Source organism: Candidatus Goldiibacteriota bacterium (assembly GCA_016937715.1).
Lineage (GTDB): Bacteria > Oederibacteriota > PGYV01 > PGYV01 > PGYV01 > PGYV01.
Genome location: JAFGWA010000025.1, coordinates 18,573 through 36,304 on the forward strand (window position 1 = coordinate 18,573; position 17,732 = coordinate 36,304).

Here is a 17,732-nt window from a genome sequence, read left to right on the forward strand (position 1 = left end):
AAACAGGAGTAAACGTATGCCGAAACGCAAAGACATAAAGACAATACTTCTTATCGGTTCAGGCCCTATTGTTATAGGGCAGGGCTGTGAATTTGATTATTCCGGCACGCAGGCGTGCAAGGCTTTAAAGGAAGAAGGGTACAGGGTTGTGCTTATCAATTCAAATCCCGCCACCATTATGACAGACCCCGAATTCGCGGACGCCACATATATTGAACCTTTGACTGTGGATATACTTGAAAAAATAGTTATTAAAGAAAAACCTGATGCAATTCTGCCCACGGTAGGCGGGCAGACAGCGCTTAACCTGGCCATGGAATTTGTAAATAAAGGCCTTGATAAAAAGTATAAAGTTGAACTTATAGGCGCAAACGCCAAGTCCATCAAAAAAGCGGAAGACAGGGAAGAATTCAAACAGGCAATGAGAAAAATAGGCATGGATGTGCCTAAAAGCAGTTATGTCACCACAATGGCCGCGGCAATGAAAGCGGCAGAGGAAATAAAGTTCCCGATAATTATAAGGCCCGCGTTTACCCTTGGCGGAACCGGCGGCGGTATTGCCTATAACGCCGCGGAATTTAAGGTAAAAGCCGATAAAGGCATGAATGATTCGCCCGTGCACGGCGTACTGCTGGAAGAGTCCGTGCTTGGATGGAAAGAATATGAACTTGAAGTAATGAGGGATTTAAAAGATAACGTGGTAATAATATGCTCCATAGAAAACCTTGACCCGATGGGCGTTCACACAGGCGATTCCATAACTGTCGCGCCGGCTCAGACCTTAACCGACCGCGAATATCAGTTTATGAGGGACGCGGCGATAAAAATAATAAGGGAAATAGGCGTGGATACCGGAGGCAGCAATATTCAGTTTGCGGTGAATCCGGAAAACGGCCGCATGATAGTGATAGAAATGAACCCGCGCGTGTCGCGCTCGTCCGCGCTTGCGTCCAAGGCAACGGGTTTCCCCATAGCGAAAATCGCGGCAAAACTTGCCGTGGGCTACACGCTTGATGAAATCCCCAATGACATTACCAGATACACCCCCGCGTCTTTTGAACCCGCGCTGGATTACGTTGTGACAAAGATTCCCAGATTCACCTTTGAAAAATTTAAAGAGTCAAAAGATGAACTTGGCGTGCAGATGAAATCCGTGGGCGAAGCCATGGCCATAGGCAGGACTTTTAAAGAATCTTTCCAGAAAGCGCTGCGTTCTATGGAAGTGGGAAGGTATGGTTTTGGCGCTGACGGAAAAGATGTGGATGTATCAAAAATAACAATGGAAGAACTTAGGAAAAAGATAGTGGTTCCAAGTTCTTTAAGGGTTTTTTATTTGAAGTACGCAATGCAGAAGGGCATGACAGACAAAGAAATTAATAAAATAACAAAGATAGACCCGTGGTTTCTGCATTACATGAGGGAAATATATGATGAAGAAAAAGCTTTAACCGCGCTTAGCGCCAAAACCGGAAAACTTACTCCGTCAAAGGCGGAGGGTATCAAGGCTGAAATAATTCAGGCGAAAAAAGACGGTTTTTCTGATGTTCAGCTTGCTTATATTTTTGGTGTAACAGAGGATAAATTCAGGAATATAAGGATAAAACTTGGCATAAAACCGGTTTATAAGATGGTGGATACCTGCGCGTCTGAATTCAAGGCGTACACCCCGTATCTGTATTCCGCATATGATTCAGAAAATGAGAATCCGGTGTCAAAAAAGAAAAAGGGAATTATCCTTGGCGGCGGCCCCAACAGGATAGGGCAGGGCATAGAATTTGACTACTGCTGCGTGCATGGGGTATTCGCGTTAAAAGAACTTGGATACGAGGTATCCATGGTTAACTGCAACCCCGAAACTGTATCCACGGACTATGACACGTCTGACAAACTTTATTTTGAACCGCTTACACTGGAAGACGTAATGGCTATTGCCGATGAAGAAGGGCCGGACGCCGGTTTTATAGCGCAGTTTGGCGGACAGACGCCGCTAAAACTTGCCATGCCTCTTTATAATCAGAACGTGAAAATAATGGGTACTTCACCCCTTTCAATTGACATAGCGGAAGACAGGGAAAAGTTTGATAAGATTCTGACAAAGCTTAATATAAGCAGGCCGGAAAACGGCACCGCTTTTTCGCTTGAAGAGGCGTGGAAAATAGTAAAAAGGATAGGCTACCCCGTGCTTGTAAGGCCGTCATATGTGCTTGGCGGACGCGGCATGGAAATAGTATATGACGATGTCAGTTTTGAGAAGTATGCCAAAGAAGCCTTTATTGTGTCTGAAAAGCATCCGGTTTTAATTGATAAGTTTCTGGAAGACGCGATTGAAGTGGACGTGGACTGCGTGTGTGACGGAAAAGAAGCTGTTATCTGCGGCATAATGGAACACATAGAAGAAGCGGGGATACACTCCGGCGATTCGGCATGCGTGCTTCCGCCTTTAAGCATAAGGCAGGACGCCATCGCGGTAATAAGGGATTACACGCATAAAATGGCGCTGGAACTTAACGTGAAAGGGCTGATGAACGTGCAGTACGCGCTGCGCAATGACCATGTTTATGTACTGGAAGTTAATCCGCGCGCGTCAAGAACAGTGCCGTTTGTAAGCAAAGCAACGGGCATTCCATGGGCAAAGATAGCCACAAAAATAATGGCAGGTATGACAATAAAGCAGCTAAAGGTAAAAGAGAACCTTGACCTTCCGCACATCTCTGTAAAAGAGGCGGTGCTTCCGTTCAACAAATTTCAGGGGGCAGACATTGTGCTTGGGCCGGAAATGAAATCCACCGGCGAGGTAATGGGAATAGATAAAGATTTTGGACACGCGTATTACAAGGCGCAGATAGCCGCGGGGCAGAAACTGCCGTCCGGCGGGACTGTGTTTGTAAGCGTAAAAAATAAAAACAAGCGCGATATTGTTTTTGTGGTAAAGAAACTTCGCGACATGGGTTTTGACATCATGGCCACAGAAGGCACTGCAAACGTTCTGCGGAAATATGGAATTGCGGTGGATACAGTGGGAAAAGTTTCCGAGAAATCCCCGAATATAATTGACCGGATGAAAGAGGGCAAGGTTCAGTTGATAATTAACACACCCGTGGGTAAAGGGCCAAGGAGCGATGACTATATGATAAGGACGCAGGCGATAACTCTTGGAATACCTTATACCACCACAATGGCGGGCGCGCAGGCGGTTGTCACCGCTATAGAGGCGGCAGAAGATGTTAAAATGACGGTTAAACCGCTGCAGGATTATTATAAAGAAGCCGCTAAATACGGCTTACATAAAAAATAAGAAGGCGGCAGAATGCGGAACAAAGGAACTGTTTTATTTAACAGGCAGACGGGCGAAGGGGTTTTTTACATGAGGCTTGCTGTTAAGAAAAAATTTAAAGCCCTTCCCGCGCAGTTTATAAATATAAAGGTGTCTGACACCGTGGTTCCGCTTTTGCGCAGGCCGTTTTCCATTTTTAGCGCGGAAAATAAGGAACTGGATATTGTATACAAGGTAATAGGGGAAGGCACAAGGCTTCTGTCAGAAAAGAAAAAAGGCGACGTGCTGGATTTTATAGGCCCGCAGGGAAACACTTATCCGGTGGACTTAAAGAATAAAAAGGCACAAATAATTATCATAGGCGGCGGCACAGGCGCGGCATCCGTGCATTTTCTGGCGCAGGAATTAAAAAAGAAAAAAAGAAAATTCACGCTTATTCAGGGCGCGCGTAATAAACACCTTATTGTTGCGGAAAAAGAATTTAAAAAGTTTGGCTGCCTTTTTGCCACTGAAGACGGCTCTCTTGGCACAAGGGGATATGTGACGGATGTCCTTAAAAAAGTACTGGAGCCAAACGCGGTGATTTACGCGTGCGGTCCGGAAGCAATGATAAAAGCTATTAAGGAAAAAGTAAAAGGCATGGATGATGTAAAATTTTACGCGTCGTTTGAGGCGTACATGGGATGCGGCATAGGCGCGTGCATAAGCTGCGTAATACCTGTCGGAGTTCCTGATAATTTTGTATATAAAAGGGTGTGTAAGGAAGGTACAGTGTTTGATGTAAGTGAGGTAGTGATTTAAAGATAGAGGGACGGATGCACAGAGGGACAGAGGGACGGAAGGTTGGTTTGGAACTGGCAGCCGCGGGTCTTTAACCCGCGGCAGTTGAATGGTTTGTTTTAGGTATTGTAAAAGCAAGTTTACGAGTGGAATTATCAGCGCGAAGGATTGGAATGAAGGTTTTTCCGACCATCCGTCCCTCCGTGCATCTGTCCCTCGGGTATTATTTATGGGATAATTTTTATAAGGAGTTCTTATGAAAGTAAACACAACAGTTAACATAGGCGGGCTGGTTTTAAAAAATCCGGTAATGACCGCTTCAGGCACTTTTGGCTACGGCCTGGAATTTGAAGAATACGTCAACCTTAACAAACTTGGCGCCATAGTGGTAAAAGGCATTGCTCTAAACCCGGTAAAAGGCAACAAGCCTCAGAGGCTGGTGGAAACTCCGGCCGGAATTATGAACGCGATAGGGCTGCAGAATGTGGGGGTTGAAACTTTTATCTCCGAGAAACTTCCGCTTTTAAAAAAATACGCGACTCCTGTTATTGCCAATATATACGGTACAGACGTTGACGGCTATATTAAAACGGCGCAAAGGCTGAATGATTCCGCGACAGCCGGCGTGGAAATAAACATTTCCTGCCCGAATGTAAAAAAAGGAGGGCTTCAGTTTGCTTCTGACAAAGAAGCGGTCTCCACAATGATAAAGGAAATAAAAAAAGTATTCACAAGGCCGGTTATTGTAAAACTTTCCCCTAACACGGGCAACATAGAAGAGATGGCGCAGGTATGTGAGGATAACGGCGCGGACGCGGTCTCTCTTATTAACACGCTTGTCGGATTGTCCATAAACTTGAAAACCAGAAGGCCCAATATAGCCAATGTGTTCGGCGGGCTTTCAGGGCCGGCGATAAAACCTGTGGCGCTTGCAATGGTGCATAAAGTATCAAAAAAAGTTAAGATACCTATTATCGGTATCGGCGGCATAATGAATACAACTGACGCGCTGGAATTTTTAGTGGCAGGCGCGTCGGCTGTGCAGATAGGTACGGCAAATTTTATAGACCCCTCAATTACCGGAATAATTGCTGATGGAATAAAAAACTACCTGGAAGATAATAAAATTGATTCCGTAACTGATATTACAGGAACTCTGGAGTATTGATTTGAAACGAATAGCATTTGCAGCCGTTATCATAATTGCGGTAACGGGAAAGTGCCTGGCAGAAGTCAAGATAATGTTAAGCAGCAATATTGTAAAAGAAGGCGGGGTTGTAAAAGCGGTATTGTACTCCGACATGCCTTTTTCAGGCTCAGAAGCGGAATTCAGGGGCGAAAAATACCCTGTGTTTTTTAGAAGTTATGATAAGGCTTCCAAAGAGTTTACTTTTTTAGTGCTTGTTCCGGTGCCGCTGGAAACCATCGGAGTAAAAAAACTGTACATACGGTATATGATGAACGGAAGAAAATATGAACGCATGGAAAAAATAGAGATAAAGAAGATAAGCGCCGGCAGGTCGGATGTTCAGACATATGGAAAACGTGAAACGCTTGGCGTGAATTTTGGACCTGAAAATAAAATAATAAAAAAAAGGCAGGAAAAGAGAACCCCGCTTAAGTTTGACCTTCCGTTTATAAAGCCCGCGGAAGGTGAAATAACAAGCGCTTTTGGAAAAAAAAGGACATATGACGGCGGAAAATATAGCTCTACTCATAAAGGTGTTGATATAGCCAATAAGGCGGGCACTAAGGTGGCGGCGGCAAATCACGGTAAAGTGGTTGAAGCTGCCACAATGAAAGGGCACGGCGTAACCGTGATAATTGACCACGGCGGCGGTTTATACTCCCTTTATTTTCACTTAAAAGGCGTCTATGTAAAAAAAGGCATGGATGTAAAAAAAGGCGATATAATTGCCACGATGGGAAGCACCGGGGTTTCCACAGGGCCCCACTTGCACTGGCAGATAAACCTGTTTGGTGTGCCTGTAAGCCCGATGGATTTTACGACTATGATGTAGTGGAGACAGAAAGTTGATAGGTGAAAGTAGAAAGGTGACAGGAAAAAGAGAAAGGTGATAGTAGATAGTTGAAAGGTGACAAAAATTAAATAAACGGATGATATAATAATAAAAAAGCAATAATATAATTTAGGAGGATAAAAGTGAAAAGTGCTGAAGAACAGCTTAAGATAATAAAACGCGGTATAGTGGATATCGTGACGGAAGAAGACCTTTTAAAGAAACTGCAGAAATCCGTTAAAACAGGCAAACCGTTAAACATTAAATATGGAATTGACCCCACTGCAACCGACATTCATGTCGGCCATACAGTCGGCTTAAATAAATTAAGGCAGTTTCAGGATTTGGGGCATACGGCTATTCTGATAATAGGCGATTACACCGCAATGATAGGCGACCCGTCCGGCAGAATGGCGGAACGCCCGCAGCTTGACCGCGAGACTATTATGAAAAACGTCGCCACTTATAAAGAACAGGCGTTTCGGATACTTGATAAAGATAAAGTGAAAGTTGTGTTTAACGGGGATTGGTTCGGAAAAATGAATTTTATGGATGTTATAACAATGGTGTCCAAATTCACCGTTGCCCAGATGATGGAACACGACTATTTTGACAAGCGGTTTAAAGAAGGGGTGCCGCTTTCCATACACGAGCTGTTTTACCCGATAATGCAGGGATATGACTCCGTAATGGTGGAAGCGGATATAGAACTTGGCGGGACAGACCAGCGGTTTAACGTAATTGCGGGCAGATACCTGCAGAAAGAGAGCGGAAAAGAGCCGCAGGTGGGGCTGTTTAATCCCATACTTCTTGGCCTTGACGGTAAAAATAAGATGAGCAAGTCGCTGGGAAATTATATCGGCTTAAATTTTACCCCTGAAGGTATGTTTGGCAAGGTGATGTCAATTCCTGACAGTTTAATAATTCAGTATTTTGAACTGCTTACTGATGAATCATTTGAAATTATTGAAGCGATGAAAGAAGCCATGGCAAAAGGCGAAAATCCGCGCGATTTTAAGGTTAAGCTTGGGGAAGCGATTGTAAGAAAGTATCACAGTGAAGAAGCGGCAGCCAAAGCAAGGCTTTCTTTTGACAGCATGTTCAGCAAAAAAGAGATTCCGTATGAAGACAATGTCATGGATTGGAATGATATTTTTGAGAACGAAGCCGAAGTTTCATGTGTGACTTTTATGAAAAAAACAGCAAAGAGATTACTGGCAGTTGAACTGTCGGGGGCGGACGCAAAAGGGATGCTGCCCGGGCTTTTAATAGATGAAAAAAAATATGACAAGCCCATGATATCAAAAAGTGATTTTACCGGAAAGCAGCTTAAATTCAAATTTGGAAAAGCAAAACCGGTTTACGGTGTCATATATATTAAATAACCGGAGTTGTAAATGAGAAAAAAAATAAAATACTGCCCATATTGTTCCTCGCGTTTTGAAGAAAAAAAAGAACACGGGTTTAAACGCCATTACTGCCCGAAGTGCGGGGATTTTTTCTATGACAATCCCCTTGTAGGCACGGCGGTTGTTGTTATTAAGGATAATAAATTATTACTTATAAAAAGAAATATACATCCCGGCCGCGGTATGTGGGCGCTTCCGGGCGGTTTCGCGGAACAGGGCGAAACCGTGCAGGCGGCGGGAAAAAGGGAACTGTTTGAAGAGACAGGATTAAAAGCAAAAAAAGCTGAAATAGTAAGCGTGCTTACAGAAAACTCGCTTATGTACGGTACTGTCATAGTACCGGTTATAAAAGTTGAAGGGTTTTCCGGTAAATTAAAACCGGGAAAAGATGAACTTGAAGCAAAGTTTTTTGATATCAATAAACTGCCCTTTCTGGCGTTTACCAGCCACAGGAAGGCTGTACGGAAACTGAAGAAGGACAGAGGGACGGATGCACAGAGGGACAGAGGGACGGAAGGTTAAAAGGAAATAAGGCCGGTTTAGAACTGGTAGGCGCACCCTTTTAGGGTGCGGCAGTTGAAGTTGTATTGTTTTAATTTGTGTTTTGGTAGACGCGGGTCTTCAGCCCGCGGCAGTTGGATATAATAGCAGCTCGGTTAGAGGATTGGATACTTTGATGTTTGGCAGGCACACCCTTTAGGGTGCGGTCGAAGCGAGCCCTGCGAGCGTAGATCCCGGCGATGAAGTGAGTTTACGAGCGAAAGAAGCAGGGACAGTTGGATAGAGCAGTGGATTGGAAGGGCGGACGGTTTTACCGTCCCTCCGTGCATCCGTCCCTCTGTCCCTCGGTTTTTAATAATTTATTGAGGTGTACCTTTGCGTATAATAGCGGATTTTCACGTTCACTCTAAATATTCACGCGCTACAAGCGCGTCCATGAACCCGGTGGAGATATCTGAATGGGCGGATAAAAAAGGTATCTCTGTGATAGGCACCGGAGATTTTCAGCACCCTGCGTATCTGGGGGAGTTAAAAAACAGGCTTGAAGAAGCCGAACCCGGTTTATATAAGGTAAAGAAAAGTAAATTTAAGTCCAGGATGGTATTATCAACAGAAATATCACACATCTACAAGCAGGGCGAAAAAGTCCGCAAGGTGCACATGCTTGTAATTATGCCGGATATGTTATCTGCCGAAAAGTTTTCAAAGAAACTTGCCACACTTGGCAATACCGGGTCTGACGGCAGGCCTATACTTGGGTTTCCCGCGAAAGACCTTGTAAAGCTTACCCTTGATATCGCGCCTGACGCCATGGTTATACCGGCGCACATCTGGACGCCGTGGTTTTCCGTATTTGGCTCCAAATCCGGGTTTGATTCGCTTGAAGAGTGTTTTGAAGAGCAGACAAAATATATACGCGCCGTAGAAACGGGGCTGTCTTCAGACGCGGTAATGAATCACAGAGTATCCGCGCTGGATAACATCGCCCTTATATCAAATTCAGACGCCCATTCACCGCGCAAGATAGGCAGGGAAGCAAATGTTTTTGAATGCGCTCTTGAATATAAAACGATAAAAAATGCCATATATAAAAAAGATAAAAAAAAATTCCTGTATACAATTGAGTTTTTCCCGGAAGAAGGAAAATACCATAATGACGGACACCGCCTGTGCGGGATAAATTACCACCCTAAAGACGCCATTAAAAACAAAAACATATGTCCTGTATGCAAGAAACCGCTTGTGTTAGGCGTGCTGCACAGGGTGGAAGAACTTGCGGACAGGCCGTGGGATTATGTATTAAAAGGCGCCATACCCCAGAAACACATAATACCTCTGGAAGAGATAATAGCGGACGTAAAGGATGTTTCGCCGTCAAGTAAGAAGGTTCAGGAAGCATACGAAAAGATGCTTGTTAAAGGCGGTTCTGAATTTGAAATACTGCTGGACAGGACGCCGGAAGAACTGAACAATATCTGCGATGAAAAAACAGCGCAGGCTATAATGCTTGTACGGCAGGAGAAGGTAAATCTTATTCCCGGTTTCGACGGCGAATTCGGGAAAATATCAATATTCAAAAGACCGGACAGTTTGAATACGAAAAAGAAAAAACCGCAGATGGATCTTTTTTAACTGACAAGTTTTAAGTTACAGCTTACAAGTTGAAACCTGTCAGTTGTCAGTTGTAAGTTGTAACCTGTAACTTGTAACCTGTAACTTGCAACCTGTAACTTGCAACCTGTAACTTGTAACTTGTTAAAATGGAGGAACTATTATGAAACGTAATGTGCGCGGGATTTTAATACTTATAGCGGTTATTTTTACGGGATATAATCTTATCCTGAATGTATATATTAAGGATGCGCTTAAGGTAATTGACAGGTCTTCGGGATATGCTTTCTGCTTAAGCGTCATACCCGACAGGATAACTTTTTTTGACGTAAGAATCAGGGATAATTTCAGGATAAAAAGGCTTACCCTGGATGCGCGTGTCCGCAATATTATAAAGAAGGATATTTTCAGGGTTCTGGACGGGGCGGTATTAAACGGCCTTACGGTAATATATTCCGCCGATGATGTACATGAAAAAAACAAAGCGAAAATACCGCCTTTTATCATGCCGTATTTTAATTACCTTGAAGTTAAAAACTGCGAAATTGTTTATCTGGATCCGGCTTCTTTTACGGAAGTTAAGGTTTCCGGTATTTCAGGTAAAAGCAGGTTTGTAAACGGCGGGGATTTAAGCGGGCAGAAACTTATTTTTCAGGGAAATGGCAATTTTCAGGGAGACACATCCCAGAAAATAAATATAAGATTTGAGTTCTTTCCAAATTACCGGAACAGGCTTTCGGTATCTGTCTTTGGAAAAGGGATAAGCGCGCAGGAACTGGCGCCGCTGTTATCCCGCAGCAACGCGGTGATTGAAGGCGGCAAAATAGACTTTATTGTGCAGTTTAAAAATGAACTCAGGCAGATAAGTTTTAATAACATCATGCGTTTTAAAAATGTTAAAATAAAAGAGAAAACAGACCTTGATATTAAAGCGCTGTTTGGAGTATCTTACTCGCAGATGGCGGATTTTTTAAAGGACGCCAGCGGGGTCTTTGACGTTAATTTCAGTTTTAATACGCCTGAAGTGCAGCCGGCGGAGTTCTTTAAAATTTATAAAACTAAATTCGCGGAATCCATTTCCGGCAGGGTGGCGCTGGGTATTGCAATCACGCCGATAAGGCAGATACACGGGCTTATCTGGGCAATAACAGGAATAGGCTCTGCCAAAGCGGATAAGGACGTAATTGGAATATACCCGGAAGTCAGATAATTAAAAAAATTTCTAAGGAGAGTTAAATGAGCACAAGAGAGCGGTATGTACTTGAAGATATAGCCGACGACAGCTGGAGAATGTTCCGCATAATTTCAGAATTTGTTGACGGGTTTGAAGACCTGGGAGATATTGAAAAAGGCGTTACTATATTCGGTTCCGCAAGGGAAGCGGCGGGAAGCAAGTATTATGAGGCTGCCAGAAAGACGGCTAACATTCTTGCGAAAAAAAACTATACCGTAATTACAGGCGGCGGCGGCGGTATCATGGAAGCGGCCAACAGGGGCGCTTATGATGCCGGAAAAAGAAGCGTTGGGCTTAATATTGAACTTCCGTTTGAACAGAAGCCCAATAAATACGCGCAGACGCAGATTGGCTTTCGGTACTTCTTTGCCAGAAAAGTGATGTTTCTTAAATACGCAACAGGGTTTGTGGTCTTTCCGGGAGGCTTTGGAACGCTGGATGAACTTTTTGAAGCTGTCACGCTTATACAGACTCATAAGGTTAAACCTTTTCCTGTGGCGCTATACGGAAAAAAATACTGGGCAGGGCTTATAGACTGGCTTAAAGACTCGCTTATGGAACACGGCGCCATATCGCCGGGAGATATGAACCTTTTTAAAGTGGTGGACACGCCTGAAGACGCGGTAAAACACATAACCCGGAAATTGAAAAAATGAAAGTTAAAGCCGTTTTTTTTGACGCCGGAGAGACGCTTATTCACAGAAATCCCTCCCTGGCGACTATTACCCACAGGTATCTTTTAAAAGCCGGAAAAAAAGTAAACCGCGCAAAACTTAATGCTGTGCTTTTTCAGGCCGCCCGCGACATGAAAGAGATAGTTCAGAAGGCGGAATTAAATGACACAGAAAAATGGCACGTTTATATGGATTCTGTCCTGAAAAAACTTGGAATAAAAGATAATAATCTTAAAAATGACGTGATAGCAAGGCTTAAGCGGGGGACAAGCTTCAGGGTGTATGATGAAGTATGGGGGGTATTAAAAGGTTTGAAAAAAGCGGGCATAAAGGCAGGTATAATTTCAAATGCACCGCGTGATTTAAAAAAGGTTTTTGACAGGCTGGGGCTTACAAAACAGTTTGACTGGATAGTGGTGTCCGAAGACGCCGGCGTTGAAAAACCCGATAAGAAAATCTATGACCTTGCCATAAAAAGATGCGGTTTTGACAGAAAAAATGTGATATATATAGGCGATAATTACCTGGCGGATATAATGGGCTCTGTTGCCGCGGGTATAAAGCCTGTATGGCTGCTGCGTGATACAAAAGACGCGCAGTTTACTTTTAAAACAGGAAAAGCGCCCGATGGCGTCGCGGTTATAAAGTCGCTGCGCGAAGTTCCCGGGGTCATCAGGCAATACGGAGGGTTAAAGTGATAACGGCGGTTGTGGCGGTACGTTCGCTGGAAGAGGAAGAAAAAGTAGTTAATAATTTAAAAGCTTACCCTTTTGAAGAGATAATTCTTGCGCAGGGGCAGAATCCGTCGCTTCAGAGAAACATGGCGGTAAATGAGGCGCAGGGGGATATAATATATTTTTTTGATGATGACTCTGTATTAATACCGGGCGGGGTGGAATCCGTTCTGGACGTTTTTCAAAGCGATGCTTCTGCCGCTGTATGCGGGGGGCCCGCGCTGACTCCTGATACCGACAGCAGGATACAAAAATCATTCGGCGCGGTGCTGTCAAGCTCCTGGGCTTCCGCTAAAAGCAGCGCAAGGTATAAAAAAGCGGGCGTTAAAAGATACACGGGCGAACATGAAATGATACTGTGCAATATGGCGGTTAAAAAAGACGTTTTTAACAATATGAACGGCTTCAGGGAAGACCTGTATCCCAATGAAGAAAATGAATTCCTGTCGCGTGTCAGTTCTTCCGGGGCTAAGATAGTATACGAACCCAAAGCCGCGGTGCAGCGCAGCGCAAGGCAGGATTACACGGCGTTTGTTAAGCAGTGTTTTAATTACGGAAGGGGCAGGGGGGAACAGGCCGTTATCTCTTTTGATAATTCCGCGATAATGAATTTTGTCCCTGCTTTATTTGTTCTTTATCTGCTTTTTACGGCGGTTACCGGAGGCGGCCTTTTTATATCCATTCCTTTCTTTTTATATCTGGCGCTGACGTTAGCTTTTTCTTATGAAGCCGCTGTAAAGCATAATGATGTTCCGTTTATACCTTTTATATTTTTATGTTTTTTTACGCTGCATGTGTGTTATGGCGCGGGTACTATTTTTGGCCTTGCAAGGGCCATAACGGGCAATAAACCGGAGATTGCGGGCGAAGTTAAACTTAAAACGATAAGGAAAGCATAATTGAAAGTTCTTGTATTATCCTCTCAGGCGTCAAACACGGGTTCCGCTTTAAGGGCTTTTTATATTTATAAATACCTTAAAAAACACGCTGACGTGGACTATATAGCGCCGCCGTTCAAAAGCATGCCTTTAATGTTTGATTTTCTTCTGACTCTTTTTTACTATTTCTTTATGACGCTTAACAGAAAATACGGCGCGGTCATAATCGTCAAACCTTATCCTAACACCGTGCTGCCCGCGCTTATTTTAAAAGCGGGGGGTGCAAAGCTTATAATAGACATAGATGACATGGATTACGGCTACCGCGGCGGCTTTTTGTCGGGGCTGATAAAAAAAATTCAGCATGCAATGACAGAAAAAGCGGACTTTCTTACCAGCCATAACGAAACGCTCATTAAGCTTATTGAAAAACAGCACCCGCGGTTTAAGGGAAATATTTACATGCTTAAACAGGGTGTGGATTTATCGTTATATAAAAAAACGCAGGCTGCGTCTGTGCAGTCGCGAAAAATTAAAAGCGTTTATAAAGGCAGAAAAATTCTTTTTTACACGGCGCACCTTAACATTGCTTCATACCTTGATGATATTTTCAAAGCGGTAAAGGGGTTAAAACAGGATTATGTATTAATAGTGGGGGGCGGCGGCCCTATGCTTAATTACTATAAGAAAAGCGCCGCGAAAATGGGGTTATCAGATAAAGTGGTTTTTACCGGCCAGCTTACCCAGCAGGAAATTGTGCCGTATATAATGGCGTCAGATTTGTGCCTTGTGTATTATAGAAATCAGCCTGTAAACCTTCACAGGGCATCAATGAAATTAAGGGAATACCTTGCGCTTGGCGCGGAAGTTGCCGCGAACGCGGTGGGTGAGATTAAGGATTTCAAGGGTTATGTGCACCTAAGCGGGGTTTCGGTTTTGGCCTATTCAAAAACAATTTCCGCATGCCTGGCAAAAATAAAGAAGCGCGGTTTAAAGGGAGCAATTCTTATTAAGTCGGAATTTAACTGGGATAAAGAAATCAAATTATATTCAAAAAGATTAAAGGAGATGCTTGATGGACAATAAGCAGAAACAGATAAAATACGCTTTAAAATTTAAGCGCGGCGGTAATATTCTTGAACTTGGAAGCGGTAAAGGCGAATTTTTGGATTGCTGTAAAGATGCCGGTGTTAAGGTAACGGGTGTGGATCATTACGCCGATAAATCGGACAGAAGGATAATTAAAAGCGACGCGCGTGCTTTTTTAAAGAAGGCAAAAAAGAACTCTTATGACGGCATTTATGCAAGGCATTTTGTGGAACACTTTGAGGCTGATGGCCTTATAAATATTTTTAAGATGGCAGAAAACGTTTTAAAAAAAGACGGGGTATTTTTAATGATATTTCCCAATTTAAGAAATATTCATGTTGCAACCTATGAATTCTGGAGCGACCCCACGCACGCAAGGCCGTACACCGGCGAAGCGCTGGCTGTCCTTTTGGATAAGGCCGGTTTTAAAATTAAAGAGCACGGCCCTGATGCTGACAGCTGGGATAATTCGCCGTTTAAAAATATTATCAGGGGGTTAAGGGCGTTTTTAAGCGGGGTAAGGACAGCTCCCCCGGATTATTATATATACGCGGTTAAAAAGAAATCCTGATTTTAATATAATCTTACGGTATTCAATAATTAAGAAATTATGATATAATCTTTTAAACGTTATAACAGCGGGGGTTATTTTGCTTCACGAGGCAAGGTATTACCAGAAGGTACCGGTATTAAAGACAAGGTGCGTGCTTTGCCCGCACAGATGCCTTATTTCCAAGGGAAAGACGGGTATCTGCGGGGTAAGGTCAAACATAGACGGGGTGTTGTACTCCAAAATTTACGGGGAAGTCACATCTTATTCGGATGATCCTGTTGAAAAGAAACCTTTATATCACTTTCTGCCCGGAAAAAACATATTCTCAATCGGCTCGTGGGGATGCAACTTTAAGTGCACTTTCTGCCAGAACTGGTCAATTTCGCAGCGCAGGGATATTGATACGGAACACTTTGAAAAAGAAGATATTGTCAATATCGCTGTCAGCCATAATTCTGCGGGCATAGCGTACACATATAATGAACCTTCCATATGGTATGAATTTGTGTATGACACCGCCGTGCACGCGCGGGAAAAAGGGTTAAAAAATGTTCTTGTAACAAACGGGTTTATAAGCGAAGAACCGCTTAAAGAATTGCTGCCGCATATTGATGCCATGAATGTGGACCTGAAAGCGGGGTCAGAGATGTTTTACAGGGAAGTGTGCGGCGGGCAGATAGAACCGGTTATGAGAACCATAAAAATGGCATATGAAGCGGGCGTTCACGTGGAATTAACCACGCTGGTTATTCCCACGTTAAATGACAGGGATGATATTGACCAGATTGTGGAATGGGTGGCGTCTGTATCCCCGGAAATCCCGATTCATTTCTCGCGATATTATCCGCAGTATAAAATGGATATTGACCCGACTTCAATTGAATTGCTTCAGGAAGTATACAATAAGGCGAAACAGAAACTAAAGCACGTTTATCTTGGAAATGTTCCAAAAGACGCGGGCGGCTGCGACACGTTCTGCGCCAACTGCGGCGAAAAACTTATTGAACGAGATATGTATGATGTAAAAATATTAAAACTGACCCCCGAAGGCAATTGCGGAAAATGCGGAACGAGGCTTAAGGGAGTGTTTTAGAGGCTTGGATGCTTAGACGCTTAGATGCTTGGTGAAAACAGCAAAATATAACAGTAAAACATAGCAGAAAAAACATTGAGGGGTGTTTTTATGAATATGTATAAGGAATTGTATGTTTGGAAGGAAAGTGTTGAATTGATAAAAAATGTATATAAGAAGGCTGCTGGTTTGCCTAAAAGTGAAGAGTTTAACATGAAACAGCAGCTGAAAAGATCGGTGGTTTCAGTTGCGTTAAACATAGCAGAAGGTAAAAACAGGAGGTCTTCAAAAGAATTTGCCTCTTTTCTTACGGTATCAGTCGCATCTTTGGCCGAAGTTGATTCAGTTTTGTGTATATGCGAAGAACTTGAAATGGTCAAATGTGATATGACATTACATGAACAGATTGAGGTTTTAGGAAGACGTATTAATGCGTTGAAAAACAAAATCTGCAGGAGTATTTAATTTGAAAAAAAGTATTATCGAAGCATCCGGATGTGGTATCAACCAAGCATCCAAGCATCTAAGCATCCAAGCATCCGGTTATTAAATGCAAAACTTAATTCTTGCTTCAACATCCCCAAGGCGGAAAGACATACTAAAACAGTTTGGCATTAAGTTTAAGGTAATGGCGCCTGATGCCGATGAGGATGCAATAAAAAAATCATTGAAAACAGACAACCCTTACGAGATTGCAAATATCATAGCTTACGAAAAAGCAAAGTCTGTCCTGTCTAAAGTTAAGAAGGGGATTATACTGGGTTCCGATACTATTGTGGTGCTTAAAGGCGAGATTCTGGGCAAGCCGCGGGATAAAAAGGACGCCATAAGGATACTGTCAAAGCTAAGTTCAAATACGCACTCTGTTATAACTTCAATCGCGTTAATTGACGCGCAGACAGGCAAATCAGTCGTAACATACGATGAATCAAGGATTTATTTTAAAAAGATGAGCCCGACTGCGGTTAGAAAGTATATAGATGAAAACCACGTGCTGGATAAGGCAGGGGCGTATGCAATACAGGAAAACTCCGACCCGTTTGTAAGGAAGTTCACGGGCAGCTATTATAATATCGTGGGCCTGCCGATAGAGAAACTGATGAAAACACTTAAGATGTGGAGCCAAATTTAGAAAAGCCGAGGGACGGATGCACGGAGGGACAGAGGGACGGAAGTATTAAGAACATGAGGGACGGAAGGTCGGATGCACGGAGGGACGGAAGTAGTGAAAAAACGAGGGACGGAAGTATTAAGAACATGAGGGACGGAAGTGAAATCGAACATCTTAAGTTCTGGTAGACGCGGGTCTTTAGCCCGCGGTAGTTGAAATGGTCTTTAATGGTTAAATGAATAGGGGATAAAATTTACAGATAACCATCAATTACATTTGGATGCGAGACTTTTACGGAAAGAATTAATTTTTCTGCTTAGCACATCTAATTTATTCCGTAATTCATCATTTACTTTTATATAACCTAATTCTTCGGATAATGTCAAGATTGCTTCCACTTCGGATATGGAGCCTGATGAGATTGAAAGAAAATGCAGGAAGTCTTTACCGGTTTTCCTGTTTTTTCCTTCGGCGATATTAAGTGATACGGATACAACGGCCCGTTTTAATTGTTGTTTAAGGTTGTATTCTTCGGTTTTAGGAAGTAAGTCTGCCACTTTGTATATGTCTTTAACTAATACAATACTTTCACGCCAGATAATTAAATCTCTAAAAACATTCATCTCTGTCCCTCTATGTTTTATATGTTTTTTAAATCTTATTTTTGTTTTGTCTTAAGTCCCTTACTTTCGTCCCTCTGTCCCTCGGGTTTAAAAACCTTCCGTCCCTCTGTGCATCCGACCCTCTGTCCCTTGGGTTTAAAAACCTTCCGTCCCTCTGTGCATCCGACC

General features: G+C 43.2%; 17 protein-coding genes. 16 read left to right on the top strand and 1 reads right to left on the bottom strand.

Translation table 11 applies throughout. The features are described 5' to 3' along the window. The first annotated feature begins 16 nt into the window (after positions 1-16). The 16 genes from carB to maf all read left to right on the top strand — a co-directional run bounded on the left by carB (position 17) and on the right by maf (position 16,962). Positions 17-3,295: a carbamoyl-phosphate synthase large subunit gene (gene carB, locus JXR81_03205; protein MBN2753856.1), complete on the top strand. Its 3,279-nt coding sequence runs from the start codon at positions 17-19 to the stop codon at positions 3,293-3,295. 12 nt (positions 3,296-3,307) lie between these two features. Beyond that, entirely contained in the window at positions 3,308-4,075 is a 768-nt protein-coding gene (locus JXR81_03210) for a dihydroorotate dehydrogenase electron transfer subunit (GenBank protein ID MBN2753857.1), read from the top strand. A gap of 235 nt (positions 4,076-4,310) precedes the next feature. Next, the gene (locus tag JXR81_03215) at positions 4,311-5,222 is read left to right on the top strand and encodes a dihydroorotate dehydrogenase (protein ID MBN2753858.1); all 912 of its coding nucleotides are present in this window, start codon (positions 4,311-4,313) and stop codon (positions 5,220-5,222) included. A gap of 1 nt (position 5,223) precedes the next feature. Further along, a complete protein-coding gene (locus tag JXR81_03220) occupies positions 5,224-6,075 on the top strand; it encodes a M23 family metallopeptidase (protein MBN2753859.1) in 852 nt (283 codons plus the stop codon). Between the two features lie 143 nt (positions 6,076-6,218). Next, the gene (locus tag JXR81_03225) at positions 6,219-7,460 is read left to right on the top strand and encodes a tyrosine--tRNA ligase (protein ID MBN2753860.1); all 1,242 of its coding nucleotides are present in this window, start codon (positions 6,219-6,221) and stop codon (positions 7,458-7,460) included. Positions 7,461-7,472: 12 nt separating this feature from the next. Continuing rightward, complete coding sequence (locus JXR81_03230; protein ID MBN2753861.1) at positions 7,473-8,006, top strand: NUDIX hydrolase; 534 nt, start codon at positions 7,473-7,475, stop codon at positions 8,004-8,006. Positions 8,007-8,360: 354 nt separating this feature from the next. Further along, positions 8,361-9,617: a DNA helicase UvrD gene (locus tag JXR81_03235; protein ID MBN2753862.1), complete on the top strand. Its 1,257-nt coding sequence runs from the start codon at positions 8,361-8,363 to the stop codon at positions 9,615-9,617. A 142-nt stretch (positions 9,618-9,759) separates the two neighbouring features. Further along, a complete protein-coding gene (locus JXR81_03240; GenBank protein MBN2753863.1) occupies positions 9,760-10,806 on the top strand; it encodes a hypothetical protein in 1,047 nt (348 codons plus the stop codon). 26 nt (positions 10,807-10,832) lie between these two features. Next, positions 10,833-11,486 carry a TIGR00730 family Rossman fold protein gene (locus JXR81_03245; protein MBN2753864.1) on the top strand — a complete coding sequence of 218 codons (654 nt, stop codon included), beginning with the start codon at positions 10,833-10,835 and terminating at the stop codon, positions 11,484-11,486. After that, the gene (locus tag JXR81_03250; GenBank protein ID MBN2753865.1) at positions 11,483-12,202 is read left to right on the top strand and encodes an HAD-IA family hydrolase; all 720 of its coding nucleotides are present in this window, start codon (positions 11,483-11,485) and stop codon (positions 12,200-12,202) included. The genes JXR81_03245 and JXR81_03250 overlap by 4 nt, the downstream gene beginning before the upstream one ends. Next, positions 12,199-13,137, top strand: a complete 939-nt coding sequence (locus JXR81_03255) for a glycosyltransferase (GenBank protein MBN2753866.1) — start codon at positions 12,199-12,201, stop codon at positions 13,135-13,137. Before JXR81_03250 ends, JXR81_03255 begins: the two co-directional genes overlap by 4 nt. After that, on the top strand, positions 13,138-14,202 hold the full coding sequence (locus tag JXR81_03260; protein MBN2753867.1) for a glycosyltransferase: 1,065 nt from the start codon (positions 13,138-13,140) through the stop codon (positions 14,200-14,202). Then, positions 14,192-14,776 carry a class I SAM-dependent methyltransferase gene (locus JXR81_03265; GenBank protein MBN2753868.1) on the top strand — a complete coding sequence of 195 codons (585 nt, stop codon included), beginning with the start codon at positions 14,192-14,194 and terminating at the stop codon, positions 14,774-14,776. Before JXR81_03260 ends, JXR81_03265 begins: the two co-directional genes overlap by 11 nt. Before the next feature lie 76 nt (positions 14,777-14,852). Further along, positions 14,853-15,851 carry an AmmeMemoRadiSam system radical SAM enzyme gene (gene amrS / locus JXR81_03270; protein ID MBN2753869.1) on the top strand — a complete coding sequence of 333 codons (999 nt, stop codon included), beginning with the start codon at positions 14,853-14,855 and terminating at the stop codon, positions 15,849-15,851. A 90-nt stretch (positions 15,852-15,941) separates the two neighbouring features. Continuing rightward, entirely contained in the window at positions 15,942-16,295 is a 354-nt protein-coding gene (locus JXR81_03275) for a four helix bundle protein (protein MBN2753870.1), read from the top strand. 85 nt (positions 16,296-16,380) lie between these two features. Continuing rightward, entirely contained in the window at positions 16,381-16,962 is a 582-nt protein-coding gene (gene maf / locus JXR81_03280) for a septum formation protein Maf (protein MBN2753871.1), read from the top strand. A gap of 245 nt (positions 16,963-17,207) precedes the next feature. Here the strand turns inward: maf and JXR81_03285 are convergent, their stop codons facing one another. Further along, positions 17,208-17,564, bottom strand: a complete 357-nt coding sequence (locus tag JXR81_03285) for a four helix bundle protein (protein ID MBN2753872.1) — start codon at positions 17,562-17,564, stop codon at positions 17,208-17,210. Positions 17,565-17,732 lie beyond the last annotated feature (168 nt).